At 65.5% G+C, this 21954-nt stretch carries 21 protein-coding genes and 1 pseudogene; 14 read left to right on the top strand and 8 right to left on the bottom strand.

What is annotated here, in order from left to right:
* Positions 1 to 177 precede the first annotated feature (177 nt).
* Positions 178 to 893, bottom strand: a pseudogene (locus H1Q64_RS18920) (IS6 family transposase).
* Positions 894 to 1130: 237 nt separating this feature from the next.
* Positions 1131 to 1931: a class I SAM-dependent methyltransferase gene (locus H1Q64_RS18925; RefSeq protein ID WP_237905137.1), complete on the bottom strand. Its 801-nt coding sequence runs from the start codon at positions 1929 to 1931 to the stop codon at positions 1131 to 1133.
* Between the two features lie 195 nt (positions 1932 to 2126).
* On the opposite strand from H1Q64_RS18925, the gene H1Q64_RS18930 reads away from it, so the two are divergent.
* Together H1Q64_RS18930 and H1Q64_RS18935 are read left to right on the top strand one after the other, a co-directional pair.
* Positions 2127 to 2495 (top strand): nuclear transport factor 2 family protein, encoded by a 369-nt coding sequence (locus H1Q64_RS18930; protein ID WP_237905138.1) that lies wholly within the window; start codon positions 2127 to 2129, stop codon positions 2493 to 2495.
* A 50-nt stretch (positions 2496 to 2545) separates the two neighbouring features.
* Positions 2546 to 3034, top strand: coding sequence for an alpha/beta fold hydrolase (locus H1Q64_RS18935; protein WP_237905139.1), 489 nt, complete (start codon positions 2546 to 2548; stop codon positions 3032 to 3034).
* 562 nt (positions 3035 to 3596) lie between these two features.
* Here the strand turns inward: H1Q64_RS18935 and H1Q64_RS18940 are convergent.
* Positions 3597 to 4622, bottom strand: coding sequence for an alpha/beta fold hydrolase (locus H1Q64_RS18940; protein ID WP_237905140.1), 1026 nt, complete (start codon positions 4620 to 4622; stop codon positions 3597 to 3599).
* A 280-nt stretch (positions 4623 to 4902) separates the two neighbouring features.
* Positions 4903 to 5829, bottom strand: a complete 927-nt coding sequence (locus tag H1Q64_RS18945) for a DUF5996 family protein (protein WP_237906463.1) — start codon at positions 5827 to 5829, stop codon at positions 4903 to 4905.
* Between the two features lie 163 nt (positions 5830 to 5992).
* Between H1Q64_RS18945 and H1Q64_RS18950 the strand changes: the two genes are divergently transcribed.
* From H1Q64_RS18950 to H1Q64_RS18965, 4 genes are all read left to right on the top strand, one after another.
* Complete coding sequence (locus H1Q64_RS18950) at positions 5993 to 6556, top strand: NADPH-dependent FMN reductase (RefSeq protein ID WP_237905141.1); 564 nt, start codon at positions 5993 to 5995, stop codon at positions 6554 to 6556.
* Between the two features lie 391 nt (positions 6557 to 6947).
* A complete protein-coding gene (locus tag H1Q64_RS18955; protein WP_237905142.1) occupies positions 6948 to 8420 on the top strand; it encodes an ATPase domain-containing protein in 1473 nt (490 codons plus the stop codon).
* Positions 8421 to 8423: 3 nt separating this feature from the next.
* Complete coding sequence (locus H1Q64_RS18960; protein WP_237905143.1) at positions 8424 to 8783, top strand: response regulator; 360 nt, start codon at positions 8424 to 8426, stop codon at positions 8781 to 8783.
* 29 nt (positions 8784 to 8812) lie between these two features.
* Positions 8813 to 9031, top strand: a complete 219-nt coding sequence (locus tag H1Q64_RS18965) for a hypothetical protein (protein ID WP_237905144.1) — start codon at positions 8813 to 8815, stop codon at positions 9029 to 9031.
* 333 nt (positions 9032 to 9364) lie between these two features.
* On the opposite strand, the gene H1Q64_RS18970 is transcribed toward H1Q64_RS18965, so the two are convergent.
* Positions 9365 to 10354: an NAD-dependent epimerase/dehydratase family protein gene (locus tag H1Q64_RS18970; protein WP_237905145.1), complete on the bottom strand. Its 990-nt coding sequence runs from the start codon at positions 10352 to 10354 to the stop codon at positions 9365 to 9367.
* A gap of 93 nt (positions 10355 to 10447) precedes the next feature.
* On the opposite strand from H1Q64_RS18970, the gene H1Q64_RS18975 reads away from it, so the two are divergent.
* From H1Q64_RS18975 to H1Q64_RS19000, 5 genes are all read left to right on the top strand, one after another.
* Entirely contained in the window at positions 10448 to 11404 is a 957-nt protein-coding gene (locus H1Q64_RS18975; protein WP_237906464.1) for a LysR family transcriptional regulator, read from the top strand.
* Positions 11405 to 11983: 579 nt separating this feature from the next.
* On the top strand, positions 11984 to 13213 hold the full coding sequence (locus H1Q64_RS18980; protein WP_237905146.1) for a M28 family metallopeptidase: 1230 nt from the start codon (positions 11984 to 11986) through the stop codon (positions 13211 to 13213).
* 30 nt (positions 13214 to 13243) lie between these two features.
* Positions 13244 to 14197 carry a zinc metalloprotease gene (locus tag H1Q64_RS18985; protein ID WP_237905147.1) on the top strand — a complete coding sequence of 318 codons (954 nt, stop codon included), beginning with the start codon at positions 13244 to 13246 and terminating at the stop codon, positions 14195 to 14197.
* A 23-nt stretch (positions 14198 to 14220) separates the two neighbouring features.
* Positions 14221 to 14556 carry a hypothetical protein gene (locus H1Q64_RS18990; RefSeq protein ID WP_237905148.1) on the top strand — a complete coding sequence of 112 codons (336 nt, stop codon included), beginning with the start codon at positions 14221 to 14223 and terminating at the stop codon, positions 14554 to 14556.
* A gap of 300 nt (positions 14557 to 14856) precedes the next feature.
* Positions 14857 to 15189 carry a hypothetical protein gene (locus H1Q64_RS19000; RefSeq protein WP_237906524.1) on the top strand — a complete coding sequence of 111 codons (333 nt, stop codon included), beginning with the start codon at positions 14857 to 14859 and terminating at the stop codon, positions 15187 to 15189.
* Between the two features lie 462 nt (positions 15190 to 15651).
* Here the strand turns inward: H1Q64_RS19000 and H1Q64_RS19005 are convergent, their stop codons facing one another.
* Both H1Q64_RS19005 and H1Q64_RS19010 read right to left on the bottom strand, forming a co-directional pair.
* A complete protein-coding gene (locus H1Q64_RS19005; RefSeq protein WP_237905149.1) occupies positions 15652 to 16371 on the bottom strand; it encodes a DUF1194 domain-containing protein in 720 nt (239 codons plus the stop codon).
* A gap of 209 nt (positions 16372 to 16580) precedes the next feature.
* On the bottom strand, positions 16581 to 17780 hold the full coding sequence (locus H1Q64_RS19010; RefSeq protein WP_237905150.1) for an MFS transporter: 1200 nt from the start codon (positions 17778 to 17780) through the stop codon (positions 16581 to 16583).
* Positions 17781 to 18011: 231 nt separating this feature from the next.
* On the opposite strand from H1Q64_RS19010, the gene H1Q64_RS19015 reads away from it, so the two are divergent.
* Together H1Q64_RS19015 and H1Q64_RS34135 are read left to right on the top strand one after the other, a co-directional pair.
* Positions 18012 to 18899, top strand: coding sequence for a LysR substrate-binding domain-containing protein (locus H1Q64_RS19015; protein ID WP_237905151.1), 888 nt, complete (start codon positions 18012 to 18014; stop codon positions 18897 to 18899).
* A 212-nt stretch (positions 18900 to 19111) separates the two neighbouring features.
* Positions 19112 to 19294, top strand: a complete 183-nt coding sequence (locus H1Q64_RS34135) for a transposase (protein ID WP_419468834.1) — start codon at positions 19112 to 19114, stop codon at positions 19292 to 19294.
* 341 nt (positions 19295 to 19635) lie between these two features.
* Here H1Q64_RS34135 and H1Q64_RS19020 read toward each other — a convergent pair whose 3' ends face one another.
* Positions 19636 to 20832, bottom strand: a complete 1197-nt coding sequence (locus tag H1Q64_RS19020; protein ID WP_237905152.1) for an MFS transporter — start codon at positions 20830 to 20832, stop codon at positions 19636 to 19638.
* Between the two features lie 101 nt (positions 20833 to 20933).
* Between H1Q64_RS19020 and H1Q64_RS19025 the strand changes: the two genes are divergently transcribed.
* A complete protein-coding gene (locus H1Q64_RS19025) occupies positions 20934 to 21896 on the top strand; it encodes an AraC family transcriptional regulator (RefSeq protein WP_237905153.1) in 963 nt (320 codons plus the stop codon).
* Positions 21897 to 21954 lie beyond the last annotated feature (58 nt).

The raw sequence follows: 21954 nt of genomic DNA on the forward strand, positions 1-21954 counted from the left end.
TGCTTGAAAACTGCCCGCCCACTGCGCTCAGTTTACAGACAGAGGACAGGTGTTAGTCGCGGCCCCCCGCCAATGTGTCTCATCGTCAGCTCCGCCGCTCACGCCTGTACGCCAAAACTTCGACTGGTTCCGTTGCAATATTTGGCCGAGGGTGATCGCGCCTCCAATTCGACAATCTTAGGCAGCGGCTCCGAACAGGGTGGCGATGAAGGTCGCCTGGGCCGGCATGTCGTTGGCGGGCATGGTGGCGACCTGCCCTTTGCGCACCATCGCCAGGATCTCATAGCCGGCGATTGTCCGCTGCGCTGTGTGGAAGCTCTTGAACCCGAGGCCCGGCCGGACCAGCCGCTTGATCCGCCGGTGATCCTGTTCAACGATATTGTTGAGGTACTTGACTTGTCGGAGCTTGGTGAACCGCCACAGTTCACCGTCCTTCTTCATCGCTTTGGTCGCACTCGGATAGGCGGCGTTCTTGTCCACGGTGAGGGTGCGCGGGTTGACGGTGTGCGCCTGCTTCAGCGCCTTACGGAGGAAGCGCCGGGCCGCCACGGCATCGCGCTTGGTGCTGAGCAGGAAATCGATGGTCTGCCTGCGTGCATCGACGGCACGGTATGGGTACATCCACCGCCCCTTCACCCTGATGTACGTCTCGTCCACCCGCCAGGAGCCGGTGGTCAGGCGCAGGTGCGGGTGGAGGGCCGGTCCAGTTCCGGGGCGTAGGCCTGGATCCAGCGGAAGATGGTTGTGTGATCGACCACCACGCCGCGGTCGGCCAGCATCCGCTCCAGGTCGCGGTAGCTGATCGGAAACTGCAAGTACCAGCGCACTGCCCACAGGATCACCGCCGCCGTGAACTGCCGGCCCTTGAACGGGCTCTTTCCGCTGCGCTTCACCGTGGCACCCTTGCCGCCGAAAGAAGACGGGTTTTACCCGATCTCCGCCCGCAGGCAAACTTTGCAACGGATCTAGCCCCTCTACCCGCACAGCCCCAGCACGCAAGATGATGACCCTGAACATGCGTGTTGGCAAGAGAGTGGCTTCTCGGGGCAGGCTCCCCTTTAACCACATTGGCTCAAACCGCATTTTGTCCGGCTGACCACCGGCTTTGGCCGGGCGCATGCCCTTTTTTGTCAGTCCTTGCGGCCCCTCACGGCCCAGGCCCGCGCGACAAGATGGATGCTGCCGTCTGCCTGTGCCGGTAAGGACGCCCGCAGGCGCTCACGCAACGCGGCTCGGCTGTCCTCGTCCAACGACATGCAGTAGGCCGGTGCCGGCGCTTGTCCCCCAAGAAACGGAGCCCAGTAGTCGTCGAAGTCGCGGAACTTGGTGGGAACGTCGATCGTAAGGGTCTTCACCTGCGAAAGGCCGGCGCCCTCGAACAGCCGGCGCAATGTCTCCGGCTGGCATATCGGGAAACGACGCCCCTCGTCGAATCCGAGGGCCTTCGTGTCCAGTGCGATCGCCGCATCCCAAAAGCGGCGCATCAACTCCATCTTGCCCGCGTAATCCCAGACATAGAGCGCCACCTCGCCGCCCGGTCGAACGACCCGCGCCATCTCGGAAGCCGCGAGCGGATGATCGGGCAGGAAGTTGAGGACAAGGCCGGACACCACGCGATCGAACTGGGCGGCGGGGAACGGCAGGCCGAGGGCATTGGCTTGAAGCAACTCGGCTCCCGAGGCCTTTAAACGCCGACGTGCGAAGTCGAGAAAGCCGGCTGACGGGTCAATCCCAACCAAACGCTTGGGGGCGCATCGCTCGGCAATGGCCTCCGCCACTGTTCCGGTGCCGCAGCCCACGTCGAGCCAATCGAGGTCGGTCGGGGCGTTCAACCAAGCGAGCAACGCGTGGGCCACCGGACGGCTCCAGCGTCCCACGTAGGGTTCATAGAGGTCACCGCTCTCCCAGCGAACGGCCGCGGCTTCAGTCATCGCCGGGGCTCCTTTGGCCTTTAGGAGCCTGATCGTACTCCTTCCCGGCTTCGCGATCACTGGAACAGGCGGATAGGCGGGAGACCGCGACAAGAGCCTTTTCTTTACCTGTCACGTAATCGCGGGCGGATCGAGGAACGGTGATGCTGTGGGCGTCCGGTCGATCCGGGCAACGCCCCACAAAGGAGCCCCGCCATGACGAACGCCGCCCATGTCGCCCAGCACTACATCGCCGCATGGAACGAGACGGACCCAGACCGTCGGCGCGCGTTGCTCGCCGAACACTGGACCGATGATGCGCATTACCTCGACCCGATGATGCGGGCGAACGGCCACGCCGACATCGGCGCCCTGATCGGCGCCGTGCAGCAGCGGTTCCCAAACTTCCGCTTCACCCTGCACGGCACGCCCGACGGTCACAACGACCGGGTGCGCTTCTCCTGGTCGCTGGCTCCAGCAGGGGCCGAGCCCGTGGTCATCGGCACCGACTTCGTCCAGCTCGCCGCCGACGAACGGATCCGCTCGGTGACTGGCTTTTTGGACCAAGTTCCGGCCGGTACGTAACGCACCGGCTTTCCCGTCCTGCAGTTTCGCCGAACTCAGGAGCACCGACCATGAGCATGCCTTCGATGTCCCCCACCGGCCCGGCCGAGCCCGGCTTCATCCACACTGACGACGGCGTGAAGCTCTTCTACCGGGATTGGGGGCGGGGGAAACCCGTCGTCTTCCTGTCCAGTTGGTCGCTGAACTCCGACTCCTGGGCCTATCAGATGCTGGCGCTGGCGGAGCACGGCCACCGCTGCGTCGCGTACGACCGCCGTGGTCACGGCCGGTCGAGCGACCCGGGAACCGGCTTCGACTTCGACCGACTGGCCGACGACCTCGCCACCCTGCTCGACACGCTGGATCTGCATGGCGTCACCTTGCTCGGCCATTCCATGTCCTGCGGAGAAATCGTCCGCTACCTGAGCCGGCACGGCAGCGGCCGCGTTTCCCGCACGATGCTGGTTGGCACGGTGACCCAGATGCTCGCCCGTACGGACGACAACCCCGACGGGATCTCGCCCCCGCCGTTTTCGAGGCCTTCCGCTCGGAATGTCTGATGCGGGACTTTCCGGCATGGCTGGAGGACCACATTCGCCCCTTCATGACGGCAGACAGCTCGACGGACATGATGGCCTGGGTGAATTCGATGGCCTTGCAAGCCTCGATGAAGGCGCTTCTGGACTGCCATCGGACGACGACGTCCACCGACTTCCGACACTGGCCATTGAGGCCTTTTTTTCCGGCCGACGTTCCCACAGCGGAGGCGATGCGGCAGGCGCTCTCCCCGTTGTGAAGGGGGCGTCCGTTTCACGGAACTGAGCTGGCGACACGCGGATCTGACAACGGCCCCTGAGCCGGCGCCCCTTTCGCCACACTTACGTCGGCGATTTTGCCCCCAAGCGAACATGAAGACCCCAGTCGATTTCGAATTCAGGGCTACGGGAAAATCCGAAATGCGGCTTCCTGCCGCATGGCTTCAATGATCAGCGACACAGCGCGGAATGATCTGCTGTTCAGCCAAGCCATTGTGCACGCTTCTGGCCGTGCACAATGGCTGTCGAACAAGGGGCTTCTACATGTTCATGGGTAGTTGACCACGCCATCGTCTGCCGACACTTTCTAGGTTGGGTGACGAGCCGCAGCCACTTCGTTGATGCAGGCGGCGACCTGCTGCGGACGCACATAGTGGACCATGTGACCAGCCCCATTGATCAACTGCAGGCGGCTACCGGGAATCTGGTCGTGGAGCCAAGTGGCATGGCTTTCGTGGCTCACGATCCGGTCTTCCGTTCCGGCCAAGATGAAGACTGGCAGACGCAGATGGCGAAACCGTTGGTGCATGTCGATCGCGGCCGGCATCATCGTGACGGCGTCTTGCGACTCGGCCCGGATCTGCCAAGGGCGGATTGGGAAACCGTATGGGAAATTGCGTTTGAACTGGGGCGGCACGGGTTGGGGCGAGAACATAGCCTTGATGTTCAGCGGCAACAGGGCGGCTCCCAGAACCGGCGACACGGTGTACCGTATGACATCGCCTACACCGGGAACTGTCGAAACCGCGACGAGCGGCACGTCGTAGCGGACCGTGACATCGTAATAGCCCGATAGAACGACCAAACCACGGACGGCGTCCGGGTGGTTCAGGGCGAGTTCCAAAGCAACGAGCGCCCCCCAGGAGTGCCCGACGACCACCGGGCGTTCGATCCCCAATTCGCGGAAGGCGTGGCGGAGCAGCGTGGCCTGATGGGCCGCCGTCCACATCGAGCCGTGCGGCCGGCCGCTGTGTCCGAAGCCGGGGCGGTCGAAAGCGATCACACGGTGGTGAGCGGCGGTTCGCTCGAAGACGCCGCTCAAAACCCAATCCCCCGCATCCACAACGTTGCCATGGATAAGGACGACCGGCGATCCCTCGCCCTGGTCGAGGTAATGGAGCCGCACGCCGTCCACCGTGACGAATCGTCCCTTGGGCGGGTGCTTGCGCTCGACCTTGCGCGCCCGGTAGGTGTTGAAGAGGGCTGCAGCGGCCACGGCAGCCGTAGACAGACCCAAAACGGTCCCCAGCCGCGACCGCTGTTGCTGCCGATGTGGTTGATTGGAAAGCCGAGTCTCGCGCGTGGGAGAGTTGTGAACCCGGATGCCGGTCATGCTTGGTCTCCCGCGTGGGGGGAGCGGGGCCATTGTGCTCCCCACCACGACGGGAGTGGAACCCAAGGGGGGCGCGGTTGGTTCCGAACGTACAAGGCCCGGGCTGAAACGGCAGTTGGCGATCCCGCCCCCGGTTGCCACCACCCGTTCAGGGCATCACAGGAGAGAACTCAAATTCTGAGCGGGGAATCTTGGGAAGCTGGTTGCGGTACCTCGCGCGCTCGCGGCGGTTCGGGGCGGCCCCTTTTCGCCCCACGGCGACACGTGAATCGGTGGACCGTCACAGCGAGCGTGGCTGACGTGGCTCTCCGAGCGCGCATTCAAGACGTCCGCGTTCCCAGCCGCCGAGGTCGGCCGCCGCGCGGTAGGTGCTCTCCAGAAACGCCTTCAACGTCGCCTCCGGGTCAACCGCCCGACGCACGGCATCGTAAGGCAGCAGGAACTCGCCGAGTTCACGTTCGAAACGCGCGTCCTCCGGCTCGATCCTGGCCTCGGCGAAGCCCTCGGACGCCGGGAGGGCATAGGAGTAGAAGGCGGGATACTTGACCATCCCGCCGCCCGGCCAGAAGCCCGCCGAGGACACCTCGTGGCTGTAAGCCTCGCGGGTGACGTCATCCGGCAAGGCCGGGATCCCGCCGGGGTGAAGGGGCGCCGCGGCCCCGGAGAAGCGCGTAACCGCCAAGTCAAAGCTTCCCCAGAAGAAATGCACCGGGCTGACCTTCCCGAGATATCCCGTGCGGAACCGCTTCAGCACGCCGTCAACGGCCACCAGAGCGCCAAAGAACTGCCGCACGGCATCCGCATTGTAGGGGCGTTCAATCCGGTCCTCGGCGAACGGCACCGGGTCGGGCACCTCGTTGGGACGGCCGTTCAGCCGAGGCGTGGCCCCAAGCCACGTGAGCAACTCCATGAAGCGGGTGTGAAAGCTGGCGACCGTCGTCGGGCCGAGGGCGAAGCGGCCGGACCGGCCGTCGGTGGCGCACCCCACCACCGCATGGTCGATCAGGTCGAAGGCGATCTCGACGCCGCCCGGCCCGTCGGGGACCAAGCCGATCGTCAGCCCCCGTCCATTCACATAGAGCGTGGCGTGCCAGGAATGGTTCACCCAGGGTGTCCGCGCAAGGCGGTACTTGCCCACGATCTGCGTGTCGAGGTGCAGGGCGGTGCAGGTGTCCCGCCAAGGCTGATAGGGAATGTCCGGCCGTATGCGGCACCTCCTCGCAGGATCGAGCGGACTCAGGGAACAAGGTGGAGGTTTGCGCCTCGGCGTCCATCCCCCCGGCGGGACTGCGCGGCTGCCCATCTTTGACGGCCGCGCCGCGGCAACCATATTGCCAACAGCAGCTGATCGCATGACCATGGAGGCGCGGATGACCACACTGATCGGATTATCGGGCAGTCTCCGCCGAGGTTCCCTCAACACCGCTTTGCTGAAGGCGGCCGCCGCTGCGATGCCGGATGGCGCGATACTGACCATAGGCAGCATCCGTGGCATACCGCTTTACGACGGCGATCTCGAGGCCGCCGAAGGAATTCCGCAGCCGGTGGTGGAACTGAAGAACGCCATCGCGGCCGCCGACGGGCTGCTGCTCATCACGCCCGAGTACAACAACTCGATCCCCGGCGTGTTCAAGAACGCGATCGACTGGCTGTCCCGGCCGCCGGCCGACATCCCCCGGGTCTTCGGCGGGAAGCCCGTCGCGCTGATGGGAGCCTCGCCTGGTGGCTTCGGTACCATCCTCAGCCAGAACGCTTGGCTTCCAGTTCTGCGCACGCTCAGTACCGAACTGTGGAGCGACGGTCGCCTGCTGGTCTCGCGGGCGCACACGATCTTCGGCGATGACGGCACAATTTCAGACCCGAAGGTGGAAGAGCAGCTGCGATCGTTCCTGCGGGGCTTTACCGCCTTCGCCCAAAGGTCGCGGGGAAAATAACCGCGCACCCGAGAGGCGCGGCAGATGGGCACAGAGTGCGCCGCCACGCCCCCTTTTGTTCATCAGGCGAGGCGATGTCTGCTGACAAGCGGCCCCGGGGCGCGGTCCCCTTTCACCACACCCACGCCGGCGGCTTTTGACTCAAAGCGGCCCCATCCAAGTCCGCCAAGCGGGTATCGAGCTCGACGACAAAGCCCTTCAGGCGGCCCGGTCGCCGAGCTACGCAGGAACCGGTAGCACGTGATGCACGCTGGGTCTGACTGTTTGAACCAGGAGCAGAACTCGGGCCTTTGGATCAGCCGATCGCGGCCTTCTCCTTCTGGGCGCTCCTGACCGAGGTTCCTCCTCACGCCGGCTATCGCCGGCCCCCATTGGCCTCGGGGTGAGAGACATGGAAAGCGAGCAACACAGCCAGCATCTTGAGCGCGTTCCAAGCGGCATCTCGGGGCTGGACGCGATCCTGCAGGGCGGTTTCCTGAAGGGCGGCGTCTACATCGTTCAAGGCGTCCCGGGCACGGGCAAGACCGTCCTTGCCAACCACATTTGCTTCAACCATGTCGCCCGTGGGGGCCGGGCCGCCTATCTCACCCTCCTGGCCGAGTCCCACGCGCGCATGCTTCAGCATCTGCGCCCGATGGCCTTCTTTGATGACACGGCCATCCCCGACCGGCTCTACTACGCGAGCGCCTACAGCACGTTGGAGGAGCAGGGACTCAGAGGACTGCTCGACCTGATCCGGCATGAGATCAGAGGGCAGACGGCGAGCCTTCTGGTGCTCGACGGATTCGTCGTGGCCGGGCTCACAGCGCCGTCGGAGCGCGAATTCAAGAAGTTTGTCTATGAGGTGCAGATCCACGCCAACGTGATGAACTGCACGGTGCTGCTCCTGACCAGCAATGAACCGGGTCCGGTCCGAGCCGAGCACACCATCGTGGATGGGGTAATCGAACTGGACGATCGGTTGTTTGATCACCGCACCGAACGCGGCTTGCAGATCCGCAAGCATCGCGGCAGCGGTTTTCTGCGGGGCGTGCATCCCTTCCGGATCACCACGACAGGGATCGTGGCTTTCCCGCGCATCGAAGTCGCCTTCGCCTCACCGTCGCGGCGGGATCTGCCACCCCGGGATCGTGTTTCGACCGGCGTCGCCAGTCTGGACGCGCTGATCGGCGGCGGGCTGATCGACGCGACGACCTCGGTCGTCATGGGCCCGACCGGCATCGGGAAGACGACGTTTGGCCTCCAGTTCCTCGCCCGATCGCGCCAGGAGGAGCCTGGCTTGCTGTTCGGCTTCTACGAGACGCCGGAGCGCCTAAAGGCCAAGGCCGAGGCCTTGGGGCTGGACGTGGCGGGACTCGAGGCCAGCGGTACGGTGGAGATCGTCTGGCAACCGCAGGGCGAGAACGTGCTCGATGAGCTCGGCCATCGGCTCCTGAGCGCTGTGCGCCGCCGCGGTGTGCGGCGGCTGTTCCTGGACGGCTTGGGCGGCCTCATCGAATCCGCCGTTCACCCTGGGCGGATCAGCCGCTTCCTCTCGGTGCTCTCGAACGAGCTTCGAGCGCTTGGCGCGACAACCGTCTACTCGGTGGAGACGCGGGACATCGTGGGGCCCACGGTGCAGGTGCCAATCGACGGGATTTCCTCGCTGGTCGAGGGCATGATGGTCCTGCGCTATGTGGAAGCGCAAGGGCGAACCCACCGGGTGTTGTCGATCACCAAAATCCGTGACAGCGCCTTCGCCCCAGAATTGCAAGCCTTTTCAATCACGAGCGGCGGCTGGGAGATCATCGGTCCGTTCCAGGGGTACGAGGCCGTCCTCAGCGGCTCGGCTCACATGCCGCCGCCGCCTCCCGAGGGGAGGTGACGCGTGAAGACGATCCTGCTGGTGGAAGACGAGTTTGGCATTGCTGGAGTGTTGACCGTGCTTCTGGAGGATGCCGGCTACCGCGTGCTCTCGGCGGGCAATGGCCGCGAAGGGCTGGAACAGCTCGCCGCCAACCGACCGAATGTTGTCGTGACGGACTACATGATGCCGCTCATGGATGGGGCCGCGATGGCCCAGGCTATCCGGGCCGACCCGGCCTTTCAAGACATCCCCATCATCATGATGACCTCCGTCCGCGAGGATATTGTCCGCCAGCACTTTGCCGGGTACACCGCGTACATGCGCAAGCCCTTCCAGACGGAGGCTTTGCTCGATCTGATTGCCCGTATTGCGGAATCGTGAGTGCAGATATGCCAATCGTAACGAGAGCGTTGTACTGGAGCGCCAACGGCGACCGGTGGCTGCTGGTCCGCGATTCTGAGGTGGACCGGGTGTTCATCCGCGACGAGGCCAACGCGGCATCGGGTGGGCATCAAACTGAGCTCGACATAGGGACGTTTCTCAAAAGCGGGGGCGGCCCCGAACAGCAGGAGCTGCTGCGATTGATCGGAACGTTGGTCAAGAATCCGGAGACGCCTACTCGGCCATGAGGGCGGGGACTGATCAGGCCCGCGGTTGCGGGGACGTTTCCTGGCGGAGGGTGACGGCGAGAGGGCACCCGCAATCGGCGCCATAGGACGAAGACGGACGGGACCCGTAGAGGCGGTGGTTCCGCCCAGCATTGGACGGCATGTCCGGATTTCGGTGCCGCGCCCTCCATCCACGGATAATCGCAACGGTGTAGCCGCTCCAAGTTGCGATGGACCGTGATTGCCTGACAACCAATTATTGGCTGGTAGGCTCCCCTTTCGCAACACCCATACTGGCAATTGTCGGTGCGAATCGGCCTCAGACGTGGCAGGGACGGGCTTCCCCTACTCGTTCTACACGGTGGGACAGGTTGCCGCGGTTCGTTGGCACCCAGGAAGGCACCCGAGCCCGACCAGGGTGGCGCGCACCGCCTCGTCGAGCGGGGTGTGGGGCTCAGCCCCAAGTTCAGCCGTCAGCCGGGTATTGTTCAACTTGACGGGAGTGTCCCAGAGGTAACGCATCTCTACCAATTCCCGAAACAGCGGGACGAACGGGGAGGCTGCGGTCATCAAGAGCCATGGAAACCGACGGACGGGGAGTTCAGGCTCGCCAACCACGCGCCTGATCGCTTCCAAGACCCGTGTTCCGTCTTCGTCCCAATGCCCTCCCATGTGGAAGGTGGCGAATGCACTCTGCGCCTCACGTTCAGCCAAACGCGCCATTGTCTCCGCAACATCGGGGAGATAGGCCCACTGATGCCCGACGCCCGCTTTGCCGGGATAAGTGATGGAGCGGAGTCGGCTTCCGGGCTTCACGAGCCCTTGCGAGAACCAGCTGTTTCCCGCCCCTGGGCCGAAGAAATCGCCGGCGCGCACGATCAGAACTCGAACGTCCCCTTTGTCCGAGGCCATCCGGAGGTGCCGTTCCATTTCGACGCGAATGGCGCCCTTGCGGGTGAGCGGGGTCTGGGGAGAGGACTCGTTCAGCAGCGGGAACGCGTCGGGCCCATAGTTGTAGACCGTGCCCGGAAGGAGGATGCGGGCGCCACTCGCGCGTGCCGCGGCAATCGTATTGGCCAGCATCGGAAGCACCAGCTTGCCCCAATTCCGGTAGGCTGGGGGGTTTACCGCGTGCACGATGAGCGAGGCTCCCTGCGCCGCGTGCGCCACGGCTGAGGCCGACAGGGCATCGCCGCGAATCCACTCCAGGCCGCCTTGCGCGCCGGCTTTGCCGGGATCGCGGGCAAGCGCGCGGACGGTCCATCCACCGTTGCGCAGACGCTGGGCGACGTGCCCACCGATGCCCCCCGTCGCGCCGAGGACCAAGGCTGTCCGATGTGTCATATCCAACTCCTGCCGCTGCGTGTTGCGGCAGGTTGCTCCGTGGTGCTTCTCAACGGAATTGTGGAAAGCCGTTCGGCTGCTATACTGAAATGCATGAACCAGGAACCCGCTTGGGACCTATACCGGACCTTCCTCGCCGTCCTGCGGGAGGGATCGCTGTCGGCTGCCGCGCGGTCGCTTGGCCTCACCCAGCCGACGGTGTCGCGTCACATCGAGGCGCTCGAAGACGCCGTAAGACTGAGGCTCTTCGTCCGGTCGCAACGGGGACTGACTCCGACCGAGGCGGCGTTGGAGCTTGCGCCCTACGCCGAGACGATCGCCTCCACCGCGGCCGCGATGCTCCGGGTCGCTTCGGGGCATGGTGCCGTGGTCGGCGGAACGGTGCGGATCAGTGCCAGCGAGGTTGTTGGGGTAGAAGTCCTGCCTCCGATCTTGATGGCATTGCGGGAACGACATCCTCATCTAACGATTGAACTCGTGCTCTCGAACACGGTTGAGGACCTGCTCCGTCGAGATGCCGACATCGCCGTGCGAATGGTCGAGCCCGCCCAGGAGGCACTGGTTGCCAAACATGTAGGAATGATCGCGCTTGGATTTCACGCGCATCGTCGATACTTGGACCGGCGGGGCATGCCCGCCACGTTGGGCGATTTGGTCCAACACGATGTGATCGGCTTCGACAGGGAGACACCAGCGATCCGGACGATGCTCAAGCGGGTCCGCGGCGTGGACCGATCCGCCTTCGCGCTGCGGGCCGACAGCGACCTTGCCCAGCTTGCCATGCTTCGGGCCGGCTTTGGCATCGGCGTCTGCCAAATCCCGGTTGCTGCACGCGATCCCGACCTCGTCCGGGTGCTCGCCGACGCGTTCGTGCTGAACCTTCCGACCTGGGTGGTGATGCACGAAGATCTTCGGTCAAGCCCCCGGTGCCGCGCCGTGTTTGACGCGCTCGTTGACGGATTGGCAGCCCACTCGAAAGCAGGAGCGTCCAGCGCGCATCGCGAACCTGGGACCCGGCCCGAGATGCCACCGGACAGACTGGAGTGGTAGGAAGGACGTTGTCTTACACCGGTCTGCACGGGATTTCGCCGCCTGTTCCAAAACAGCGACCAAGTTAGCTGGCGGCTCCCTTTTCGCCACATTATCGTTTGTGAGCCCCCTCTGATCAGCTTCCCCAAGCTTGTGGCCCGCCGCGCTGCTTCTATCACCGAGGGAGATCCACCGTGGACGAACCCGCCATCCGCAAGGAACTCGCCCGCCTCGCCAAGCGCTTCGCACGCCGCAAGCAAAGGACCAAGTCCTGACCGTAGCACTCAGCCGGCGTTTACCATTTAGCATACTATAGTATGCAGAAAACCGCGCCATTGGCCACTGGCACTGCCTCAGTACTGCGCACTCACAAGCAAAGATCCGCCCGACGGTAAATGGCTCTCAAATGATTGCCTCATATATGGGGATGAATTCACTCATACTGGCGCGCTTAGTCCTTTTTGGCATGATGTCATAAAACCTCCATCATGCTATCCTCCTTCTTCGACCGACCATAGCAGATGCAGCATGACATTCAGCGGAGCGATTCCCGTTCCGCAAAAGGATAGCTGCGCCACATCGATGGAAGGGGGCCGACCGATGCGCCTCGCCTTTCTGACGCAGACCGAAAACGATCAAGGAACAGCCAGAACATCGCGCGCCGCGACGGATCCGCGCGCCATTGTCTTTGGCGATACGATTGTCCTGCCGTTGGACGACACGGAGGGCGAAGGCGCGGATCTGTCGGTGGCGGAGCGCCGGGTGGCTCCCGAAGACCTGTACCTGGTGGTTCAAAAGGGACGGCTTTTCCAGCATTACCACCCGGACGTTCCGGTGTTGCTCGACAAGGGGCGCTTCCTGCTGGTGGAACTGCCGGCGGCGCGGGTACAGGCCATCGGCCATTCAGACAAGCCCTGCTTCACCATCGATGCCTTACAGCCAGGCCGGACTGTGTATCGGTCGCTCGGCCGTCCTCAGGCGCGGCGGGGACGCTCCGCCCACGCCAGCGCAGCGGTCGAGCGCCTGTCCGAAGAGACGTTCGGCGAAGCCATTCGCACGCTCACCGGGTTTCCGACGCGGCTTTCGACATCGGCGCACTTCCGCGCCGCCGCGGATTGGGCGGGCGAGCGCCTGCGCGGTCTGGGCTTCGATGTCAGCCAGCCGGGCATCGACGTCTCGGGCAAGACGAGCCGGAATGTTCAGGCCGACCGGGTCGGAAAAGGCACCGCGCGGCGTCTCGTGCTGGTGACGGCGCACCTCGATTCCGTCAACCACCAGGGCGGACCGGATTCCCCGGCGCCAGGCGCGGACGACAACGCCAGCGGCAGCGCCGGCGCGCTGACTCTTGCCAGCGCCCTCGCCGGGATGGGCGCCGGACACGACTTCCGCATCCTGCTGTTCGGCGGTGAGGAGCAGGGACTGCATGGCAGCACGCAGCACGTCGCCGGTTTGCCCGCGAGCGAGCGCCGCCGGATCTCCTGCGTCATCAACATGGACATGATCGCCGTCAGAAATGCCGCCGCACCGTCGGTGCTGCTTGAAGGGGCGCCGGTGTCCAGCGGCCTGATCGACGCGCTTGCGGATGCCGCGGCCCTCTACACCACGCTGCGGGTCGAGACGTCCCTCTCGCCCTTCGACAGCGACCATGTGCCCTTCATCCGGGCGGATATCCCCGCGGTGCTGACCATCGAGGGGGCGGACCGCGCGAACACCTCGGTCCACACGGCCCAAGACACGCCCGACCGACTCGATCACGGTCTGGCGATGCAGATCCTCCAGATGAACGCCGCGGTGCTCGCCGAGCAGTTGGATGCGCAAGCCGGTACCTGAGACACCACCACCACGAAAAGGGAGGACCACATGCCGCGAACCCCGCAACGCCGCAACTGCGCCACCGTCCAGACCTACTTCGCGCTGGTCGACAGCTATCCCGACTACCGAAAGAACCAGCGCGATATAGAGATGGCGACACGAAAGGCCACTCGGACGCTAGGGTTGGACAGCCTACGGACGATGACGACCGTGGTGACCCTACCCGTGGTCGTTCACATCATCCACCGAACGGAACGGGAGAATATCTCGGACGCCCAGGTGCACAGCCAGATCGACGTGCTGAACAAGGACTTCCGCGGCACGAACTCCGACTTCGGCCAAGTTCCGCAACCGTTCCAGAGCTTGGCCGGGGACGCCCGGATCCAGTTCGTGCTGGCCAGGGAAGCCCCTGACGGCTCCACCACCACCGGCATCACCCGGACGAAGACCGCAAGGGCGTCGTTCGACGCGGCCAGCCAGGCCATGAAGGCGACGGCAACCGGCGGTATCGACCCATGGGACACCACACGCTACCTGAACATCTGGGTTTGCACGCTGCAGGACTCTTTGCTCGGCTATGCCCAGTTCCCCGGCGGACCGCCGGAAACCGATGGCGTGGTCATCCTCAACACCGCGTTCGGCACGACGGGAACCGCCAAGGCGCCGTTCAACCTCGGCCGCACGGCGACGCACGAGATCGGCCACTTCCTCAACCTGTCGCACATTTGGGGCGAGGCGCGGATCTCCACTTGTGACGACGGCGACTATGTGGACGACACGCCCAACCAGCTCGGCCCGAACACCGGCAAGCCGAATTTCCCGCTGGTGTCCTGCCCGGCAAGCAAACCGAACGGCGACATGTTCATGAATTACATGGACTATGTGGACGATGCCGCCATGTTCATGTTCTCCCTCGGGCAGATCGCGCGCATGCACGCCACCCTTGAGGTCGCGCGCAAGCCCCTGGCGGACGCGGGGGCGCAACTCGCGGAAACCGTCTGACTGGCAAACGACGGAACACCGGAATGGATGACGGAATCGGGCAACAAGATCTGATCGGAAACTGGGTGCACGTGTCGGAAGAGGATACGGCCGAGGGGAAGGTCTACCGCCCCTCGACCTTTCCCCTCCCGTCCAAGGGCGGTCGCGGCGGCCCCGCGCGCGAGGAAATCCAGCTCATGCCCGACAACACCGTCGAGGTTCGCACGATCGGCCCGGCGGATCCCGAGCGGACGAGCCGTGGACGATGGCGGTTGGAAGGGGGCGACCGGCTGGCGGTTTCTTTCACCGACGATCCGCCGGAAACGGTGTCCTTTCAGATCCTGTCCGTCCAGCCCGACCGTCTGGTGTTGAAGAAATAGACGCGTGTCCCCAGCCGGCGAGGGTACCGGGTGGCGGCACGCCGTCCATAGAGTGCCATGGCAAAAGCGCTCGAGGCTCCCAATTGTGAAACAGCGTACAGATAGGGTTCATCCGCGCATTCGGTGCTGAGGTGTCGAGGGCGGAGTGATGGCGAGCGCTTCGCTCGTCAGGTGGTGCACAAGACACGTTGACGGAACAGATCGAACTTGGCGCGGCCGAACATCTGTCGCTTGATGAGCTTCAGGCGGTTGATGAGCCCCTCGACAGGGCCATTTGCTCCGAGGCTCCTGGAGAGCGGCTTGCAGCGCGTCGAGATCGGCGGCCAGACCTTGGGCGAAGCTGCGCAACGCTGTCGCGGAGGCCGCCTCCAGCCACGCGGCGAGGGACTTCGCGCTCTGCCGGCGGAGCAGTTTCCTGAAGTCGTTGATGAGGTCCGCCACCTCACGGATGGCTGGCGCGATCGCCCGCACGGTGTCGACAAATCGGCAGTCGGCACTGCTCAGCAGGCGGGCCGCGCGGCGGCTGGGTGGGACGGGTTCGCCGAGCCCAGCCAACGACAAGCCCGCCAAAAACCCGAAGACTTGATGCTCCGCTTGCAGCGACGCTTTCATACCGTCTTGCAGAATCACTGACACATGTACGGTGGGCGCGAGGCATCGATCAGATGTGCGGCCCGGAAAAGGCTATGTGTCAGCCTTTCTGCACGGCAGTATGACGCGTTTCCGCTCTTGATCCGGACCAATTCGCCAACAGTGTCCGGGTCAAGAACCGACCAGCCACAGAAAAGGCGCACGTTCCCTCTTGCCGCGTCGGGCCCGGTTCTGTTCGGCCTTACTTCCGTGGGTGTCCGAATGATGGGCGCGCACGGCCCACGCTGATGTTCGCATCCGGCTGTTGTTTCAACTCCAGACATTGGAGGCAAGCATGTGCCACAGCAGTGATCGTTGGAGCTTCTGGTCTCATCGGCAGCAGAAGACGGAGCCGGTGAACCGGAGTACGACACCGGCACCGACCGAGGAGGATGCCCGGAAGCCCACCCTGGAACCGCGTGAGGACGAGCGAACCCGGCGCGAGAAAGAGTTGGAACGCCTGCCCTAATCGGGAAGGTTCTGAATCGCACTGCTCTCCTGCTCGGCTGCGTTGGCGATCTCCCGCTTGAGTTTGGCGGTGATGGCATGAACAAAGCTTGATCGGTCAGCGACGCTGTGGACAAAGGCGCCGGAGCCGCCGATGACCCGTTGTGCGAAATACGCCCCGAGCCAGGGAACCTCGTCGAGGATGACCAAGCCGTTGATGGTGACGCCCTCAGCAACGACGCGGTCGCGCGCGACCTCTGGGAGCGTGCCGACGTTGTTATAGCCGTTGCTGACAACGTCGATGACACGGTGGGGCGCCGGCATGACGTCGGGAAAGAGCGTCGCGCAGTTCAACAGCGCCGCACCGATGCCGGTGCTGCCGGCACGGTCACGCCGCGGCACGGCGTCGATCGCCGCCGCGAACGCTTCGCCGCTGCTGGCGTCAGCGATCACCGTCCATGGGACGAGTACCTTCAGGGCCGTGGGATCCGACCATAGCACCAGGGTCACCGCAATTCGACCGCGATAGCCACCACGGATCAACTCCACCACGGTCCGATCTCGGAATGCGGCCGCATGTCCGTCGAGTTCGAACTCAAACATGGCCTGGTCGATGCTTGCTGATCCGTCAACGGCGAGCACGAGTTCCAGATCGACGGCGGGCTGGGCCGCAAGGGCGCTGCCCCAGAAGAGGATGGTCGCGGCAACTGCAGCAGCAACTCCGGTCGGCACCGACATGACTGGCCTCCACCCAGTCATGTGGAGCGGCCCGAAACGTCTGCGACTGCCTGAAGCAATGCATCGCCGTTACGCGGCCGTCCAAACGAGTATCCCCTTTCACGACACCGGCGCTGACACGCCCCCGCGTGGCGTGGGCCTTGAACCGTCCACCGATCCGGGTCAACTCCGAACGTCAACAAAGCAAAACGGGCGTCAGACTCGTTCCACTAGCGGGTCGCGGCCGCTTTCGGAAACAGTGCAAAGGCGAGCAGCGCCGCCAGCGCGGAGGCCATCCAGACGGCGCCCCAGCCGCCCCGGTCCAAAAGGAGCGGGATCGCCAACGGAGTGAGGAAATAAGTCCCGAAGGCGAAGGTGTTGCCGAGCCCGAGGGCTGCCCCGGTGTGGGTGATGCCGGCGATGGTGGCAAGTTCAGTGAAGGCGATGCCGTGCCAACTCGACGCAACGATACCACCGACCACCAGGACTCCCACACCAACCAGCATCAACGCGCCGTTGTGTCCGGCTCCAGTAGGTTCCACGGCCACCAAAAGGGCGAGTGCCCCGTAGACGGCCGCCGTCAGCAGCGCGCACGCTTTCAGGAAGGGGCGCCGGTTCCGCCGGCGGTCGGTGTAACGGCCGCTCCACACACGAGCCACGGCAGCCCCAAGCTGGACCGCCACGATGGTCGCGCTGATGGCCGTCGTGCCCAGATGGAGGGCGTCGTTCAGGAAGACCGCCGCGAAGGTCACCACCGCGATCTGGGGGATGCAGAGCGCGCCAAGCCCGAAAACCGTCCGCCAGACCGAGCCGTTGCGGAACAGTCCAGTGCCGCCCGTGCCCGGCCGCGCCGCGGGCTCGCCCCTCGGCCGGGTTACCGGCGGCTCGCGCAGCCAGAGCCACACGAAGCCCGTGGTTACCAAGCACATCGCCGCCAGCGCCCCGTAGACGCCACGGAATCCCATGCTCTCCGCCAGCGCGGGAAGCAGCAGAGCGCCGGCAGCACCGCCCGCCGGCAGGGCCATCTGCCGGATGCTCATGGCCAAGCCGCGCTCCCCCTCACCGAACCAAGCCATAACGGCACGCCCGCTCGACCCGTTCAGGCTCCCGCCGATCACGCCCACCAACAGAAGGGCGCCACCGAGCAGCCCGGCGGACGGTGTGACGGACGCAGCCGGAGAAAGGAACACCGCCATCAGCGCCAGCACGAGGCTGGTCAGGCCCAGGCCCGTCAGCAGCACCTTGCGGTCGCCCCAGCGGTCGGTCAGCATGCCCCACAGCAGTTCGCTGACGGCCACCCCCAGCCCCATGGCGCCGATCACCCATCCTAGATCGGTCAACTCCAGCCGGTAGTCCGACCGCATGAGGACCGCGGTTGCCGGAAGCCCCGTCAGCGCCGCGGCGAAGCTGCCGTTCGCGGCGACGCCCACCCCAAGCACTTTCCATCGGTGTGCATCCACACCCCCCACCGCCGGCCTTGCTGTGCCCGCATCGCGTCCCTCGCTCGTGATCGCCAGCCTCATGATCCGCCGTCTCATGGTCGCCATGGTGGAAAGCCTCGGCTTCAATTGTTCTTGCCATCAGCGTGATAGCGCGCGACGATCATCCCGATAATCAGGAAATTTTTGACGTTAGATCCCGAAAACCAGGACGATGGCTGCGTGAAGATCACCTTCGACCTCGACGTGCTGCGCAGCTTCGTGGCCGGCGTGGACCTTGGCAGCTTCGCCAAGGCCGCCGACCGACTGGGCCGTTCGACGTCCGCCATCAGCGCGCAAGTCAAGAAGCTGGAGGAGCAGGCGGGCACGCCAATCTTCCGCAAGTCCGGCCGCGGCCTTGCCCTGACGGAGGCGGGCGAGACCATGCTGGCCTACGCGCGCCGCCTGCTGGATCTGAACGACGAGGCGGTGACTGCCCTGCACGGTATGGCGACGGAGGGATGGCTGCGGATCGGCATGCAGGAGGATTTTGCAGAGGCCCTGCTGCCGATGGCGCTCGGCCGCTTCTCGCGGGTCCATCCCAAGATCCGGATCGAGGCGCGGGTGGCGCGCAATGCCGATCTTCTTGATCGGGTGGCGCGCGGTCGGCTGGATTTTGCGCTGGCCTGGGACGACAGGGCGCCGGCCCCACACAAGGTGGACGTCGCAACGGTGCCGGTCCGCTGGATCGGCGCGCGCGACGCGACGACGACCCGGCGTTTGCTGGAGGACGCCAAGGGAGAGCCATTGCCCATTGTGTCGTTCGACGACGGCTGCTGGTTCCGCAACGTAGGGACAGCCGCGCTCGACCGCGCCGGGTGGGCATGGCGCGTGGCGCTGACGAGCCCCAACCTGTCGGGGTTGTGGGCCGGCGTGGCCGCCGGCTTGGGGCTCACCATCCGCACGGCGGTGGGCCTACCTCCAGGCCTACGGGCGTTGGACGAGTGCGACGGCGGCCTGCCGCCGCTGCCCTCCATCAATCTCGCGATTTACCGGAGGGACGCAGACCTCGATCCGTGGGCGGAGAGGCTGATCGACCTCGTTCGCGACGGCGTGCACGAGCTGCTGTGACCTTTAGGTAGAGTCTGACGGACCCGCGTGTTGGAGCTGTTGGAAGCGGTCACTCCCCTTCAGCCGGAGCGACCGCGATGCGCCGCCATGAGGTCTCCGACGCCCAATAGGCGCTGGTTTCAGAACGGATGCCGCCGTCCGGGCGCCCTGGCGGGCGATGGCGCAGTCACCGTGACCTCGTCAACGGGCTGTTCTAGAAGCTGAATACCGGTGTGCCCTGGCGCGACATCCCAGCGCGCTGCGGGTCGCGGCAGAACATCTACGACCGCTTCATACGCTGGCGGCGCGATGGCTTATTCGAACGGCTACTCGAGCGTCTGCGCCTGCATCTGGATGATCAGCGCCCGATGGGAAGCCGCATCCCCTTTCACCACACCAACGCCAGCGGCTTTTGACCCGATGCGGACCGTCGCTTACGACCGCTTTGCGCCAGGAGCTGAAGTTGGTTGGCTGCTATAAAGCGGAGCGAACAGGCCCGCCGACCGCGGAAGGAATCCCGCTCCCAGCAGTACGGAACCACCACCGAGAGCTTGGCGCCTAACCCACAACACTGAACCGGGCCCGAGGGTCTAAACTTCCTTGAGTCGACAATCACGAAGGATTGCTGTCGCGGGTATTGACCTGAGCGAGAGGCGGTTTTCCGGGTACGAGGCAGTGCTGGTGGCATGGGGGGCCACCGTCCTGGAAACGGAGCGCGACAGCGGCCGGTCCATCCGCGGGCGTCTGACGGAGGTGATCAGGAGGCGACAGCGACTGCCCGCGCGCGCATGCCTCCCAGCACGACCAGGGCGGCCAGCAGCAGCACGATTCCGCTGGCGCCGAAGACCCCCCCGGCGCCGCTGACGCCGAAGATGGCGCCGCCCGCTGCCGCACCGGTGGCGATGGCGAGTTGCACCGCCGCGACGAAGAGACCGCCGGCGCTTTCCGCCTCGTCCGGCACGGTGCGGGTGATCCAGGTGGACCAGGCCACCGGCACGGCGCCGAAGGCGACGCCCCACAGCGCGATCAGCACCGAGGCCACGGTCGGCGACCCGCCCAGCGCGGCCAGCCCGAGCCCGAGCAGCCCCATGGTCAGCGGCATGACCGTCAGGGTCAGCCGCATGCTGCGTGCCAGCAGCGCGCCGCCGAGATAGGTGCCGGCGAAATTCGCCACGCCGAAGCCCAGCAGGATGCCCGACACGCCGCTGACGCCGACGCCGGTCACCGTCTCCAGGAACGGCCGGACATAGGTGAACAGCGCGAAATGCCCGGTGAAGACCAGGATGATCGACACCATGCCGATCCCGACCCCAGGCCGCGCCATCACCTCGCCCAGGGTGCGGAGGCTGGTGTGGCCGTTCGGCGCCATGCGTGGCAGCGTCAGAACCTGCGCCACCAAGGCCGCCAGCCCCAGCCCGCCGGCCATCAGGAACACTGCGCGCCAGCCGAGCAGGTCGCCCAGATAGCTTCCGATCGGGGCCGCGAAGACGGTGGCGGCGGACACGCCGCTGAAGATCATCGACAAGGCCCGCGGGATCATCGGCTCCGGCACCAGCCGCATGGCGATCGCGGCCGACATGGCCCAGAAGCCGCCGAGCGCCATCCCCAGCAGCACCCGCCCGACCAGCAGCGACAGCAGGTCGGGGGCGAAGGCGACGGCCAGGTTTGACACCAGCAGCAACGCCGAAAAGGCGAGCAGCACATGGCGCCGGTCGATCCGGCGGGTCGCGGCGGAGATCAGCAGGCTGGCGACCAGCGCCACCGCGGCAGTCGCGGTGACGGCTTGGCCGGCCATCGCCTCGGTCACATGCAGGTCGGCCGCCATCGGCGTCAGCAGGCTGGCCGGCAGAAACTCCGCCGTCACCAGTCCGAATACGCCGAGCGTCAGGGAGAAGACGGCACCCCAGGCGGGCTCCGCCGGCGCGGCGCCGGCTTGCCTCACAGGTTCCATCATGGTCTGTCCTCGCAGGAAGATTATGCTGCGACGCAGAATAGATTGGAGGTGCTGGACGATCCATGCCACAACGTCCGCATCTTTTGATCGGTAGTCCGGATATGCCCGACTCATCCCGTCTCCCTCCCGCCACCGATCTCGTCAGCGAGCTTCTGCTCGGCATGCGGCTGACCGGCGTGCAGTACCGCCGCATGCAGGTCGCCCCTCCCTTCGGCATCGGTTTCGGGACGGTGGAGGGGCGGGCGCAATTCCATTTCATCGCCCGCGGGCCGGTCGTGCTGAGGCTGCTCGCCGGCGGCACCTTCTCGCTGGACACCGGCGATGCGGTGCTGCTGCCGCGCGGCGGCGCGCACGAACTGCTGTCGGCGCCGGAACTGCCGGCCCGCGACGTCGCCAGCTTCGCGACGGCGCCGCTGTGCGGCAATGTCGGTGCGCTTGAATCCTGCCCGCCGGAAAGCTGCCGGACGAAGGATGCGGTGATCTTCAGCGGCTGCATGGAGTTCGACCTCGGCGCCATGCAGCCGCTGGTCGGCCTGATGCCCGAGGTGATGCAGGTCGGCACTCTGCTGGACCGCTACCCCGAAATCCTGCCGATGCTGGAGGCGATGGAGCGGGAGGCGCGGGCGGAGCGCGCCGGCTATGCCGGCATCCTGGCGCGGCTGGCCGACGTGGTGTCCGCCTCCATCGTGCGGGGCTGGGTCGAATGCGGTTGCGGCGATGCGCGCGGCTGGATCGACGCTTTGCGCGATCCGCGGCTCGGCCGCGTCATCACCGCGCTGCATCGCGATCCCGGCCGCAACTGGACCGTGGCGGAACTGGCCGCGGAGATGGGCGCCTCGCGTTCGGTCTTCGCGGAGCGCTTCCTGGAGGTGACCGGCGTGACCCCGGTCCGCTACGTGACGGAGCTGCGGATGCGGCTTGCCGCCCAGTGGATCGGCCGGGAGCGTCTGCCGATCGAAACCGCCGCGCATCGGCTCGGCTACGGCTCGCAGGCCGCCTTCAGCCGTGCCTTCAAGCGCATCATGGGCTATTCGCCCGGCGCCTCACGCAGTGCGGAATCATAGCACCGGCACGATTAGGACCAAGTGGGGGGCAGGTCCTTTCACAAGCCGGTCCTGCCCG

Origin of the sequence: Azospirillum brasilense (genome assembly GCF_022023855.1) — a bacterium.
In the GTDB taxonomy this organism is placed as follows: Bacteria; Pseudomonadota; Alphaproteobacteria; order Azospirillales; family Azospirillaceae; genus Azospirillum; species Azospirillum brasilense_F.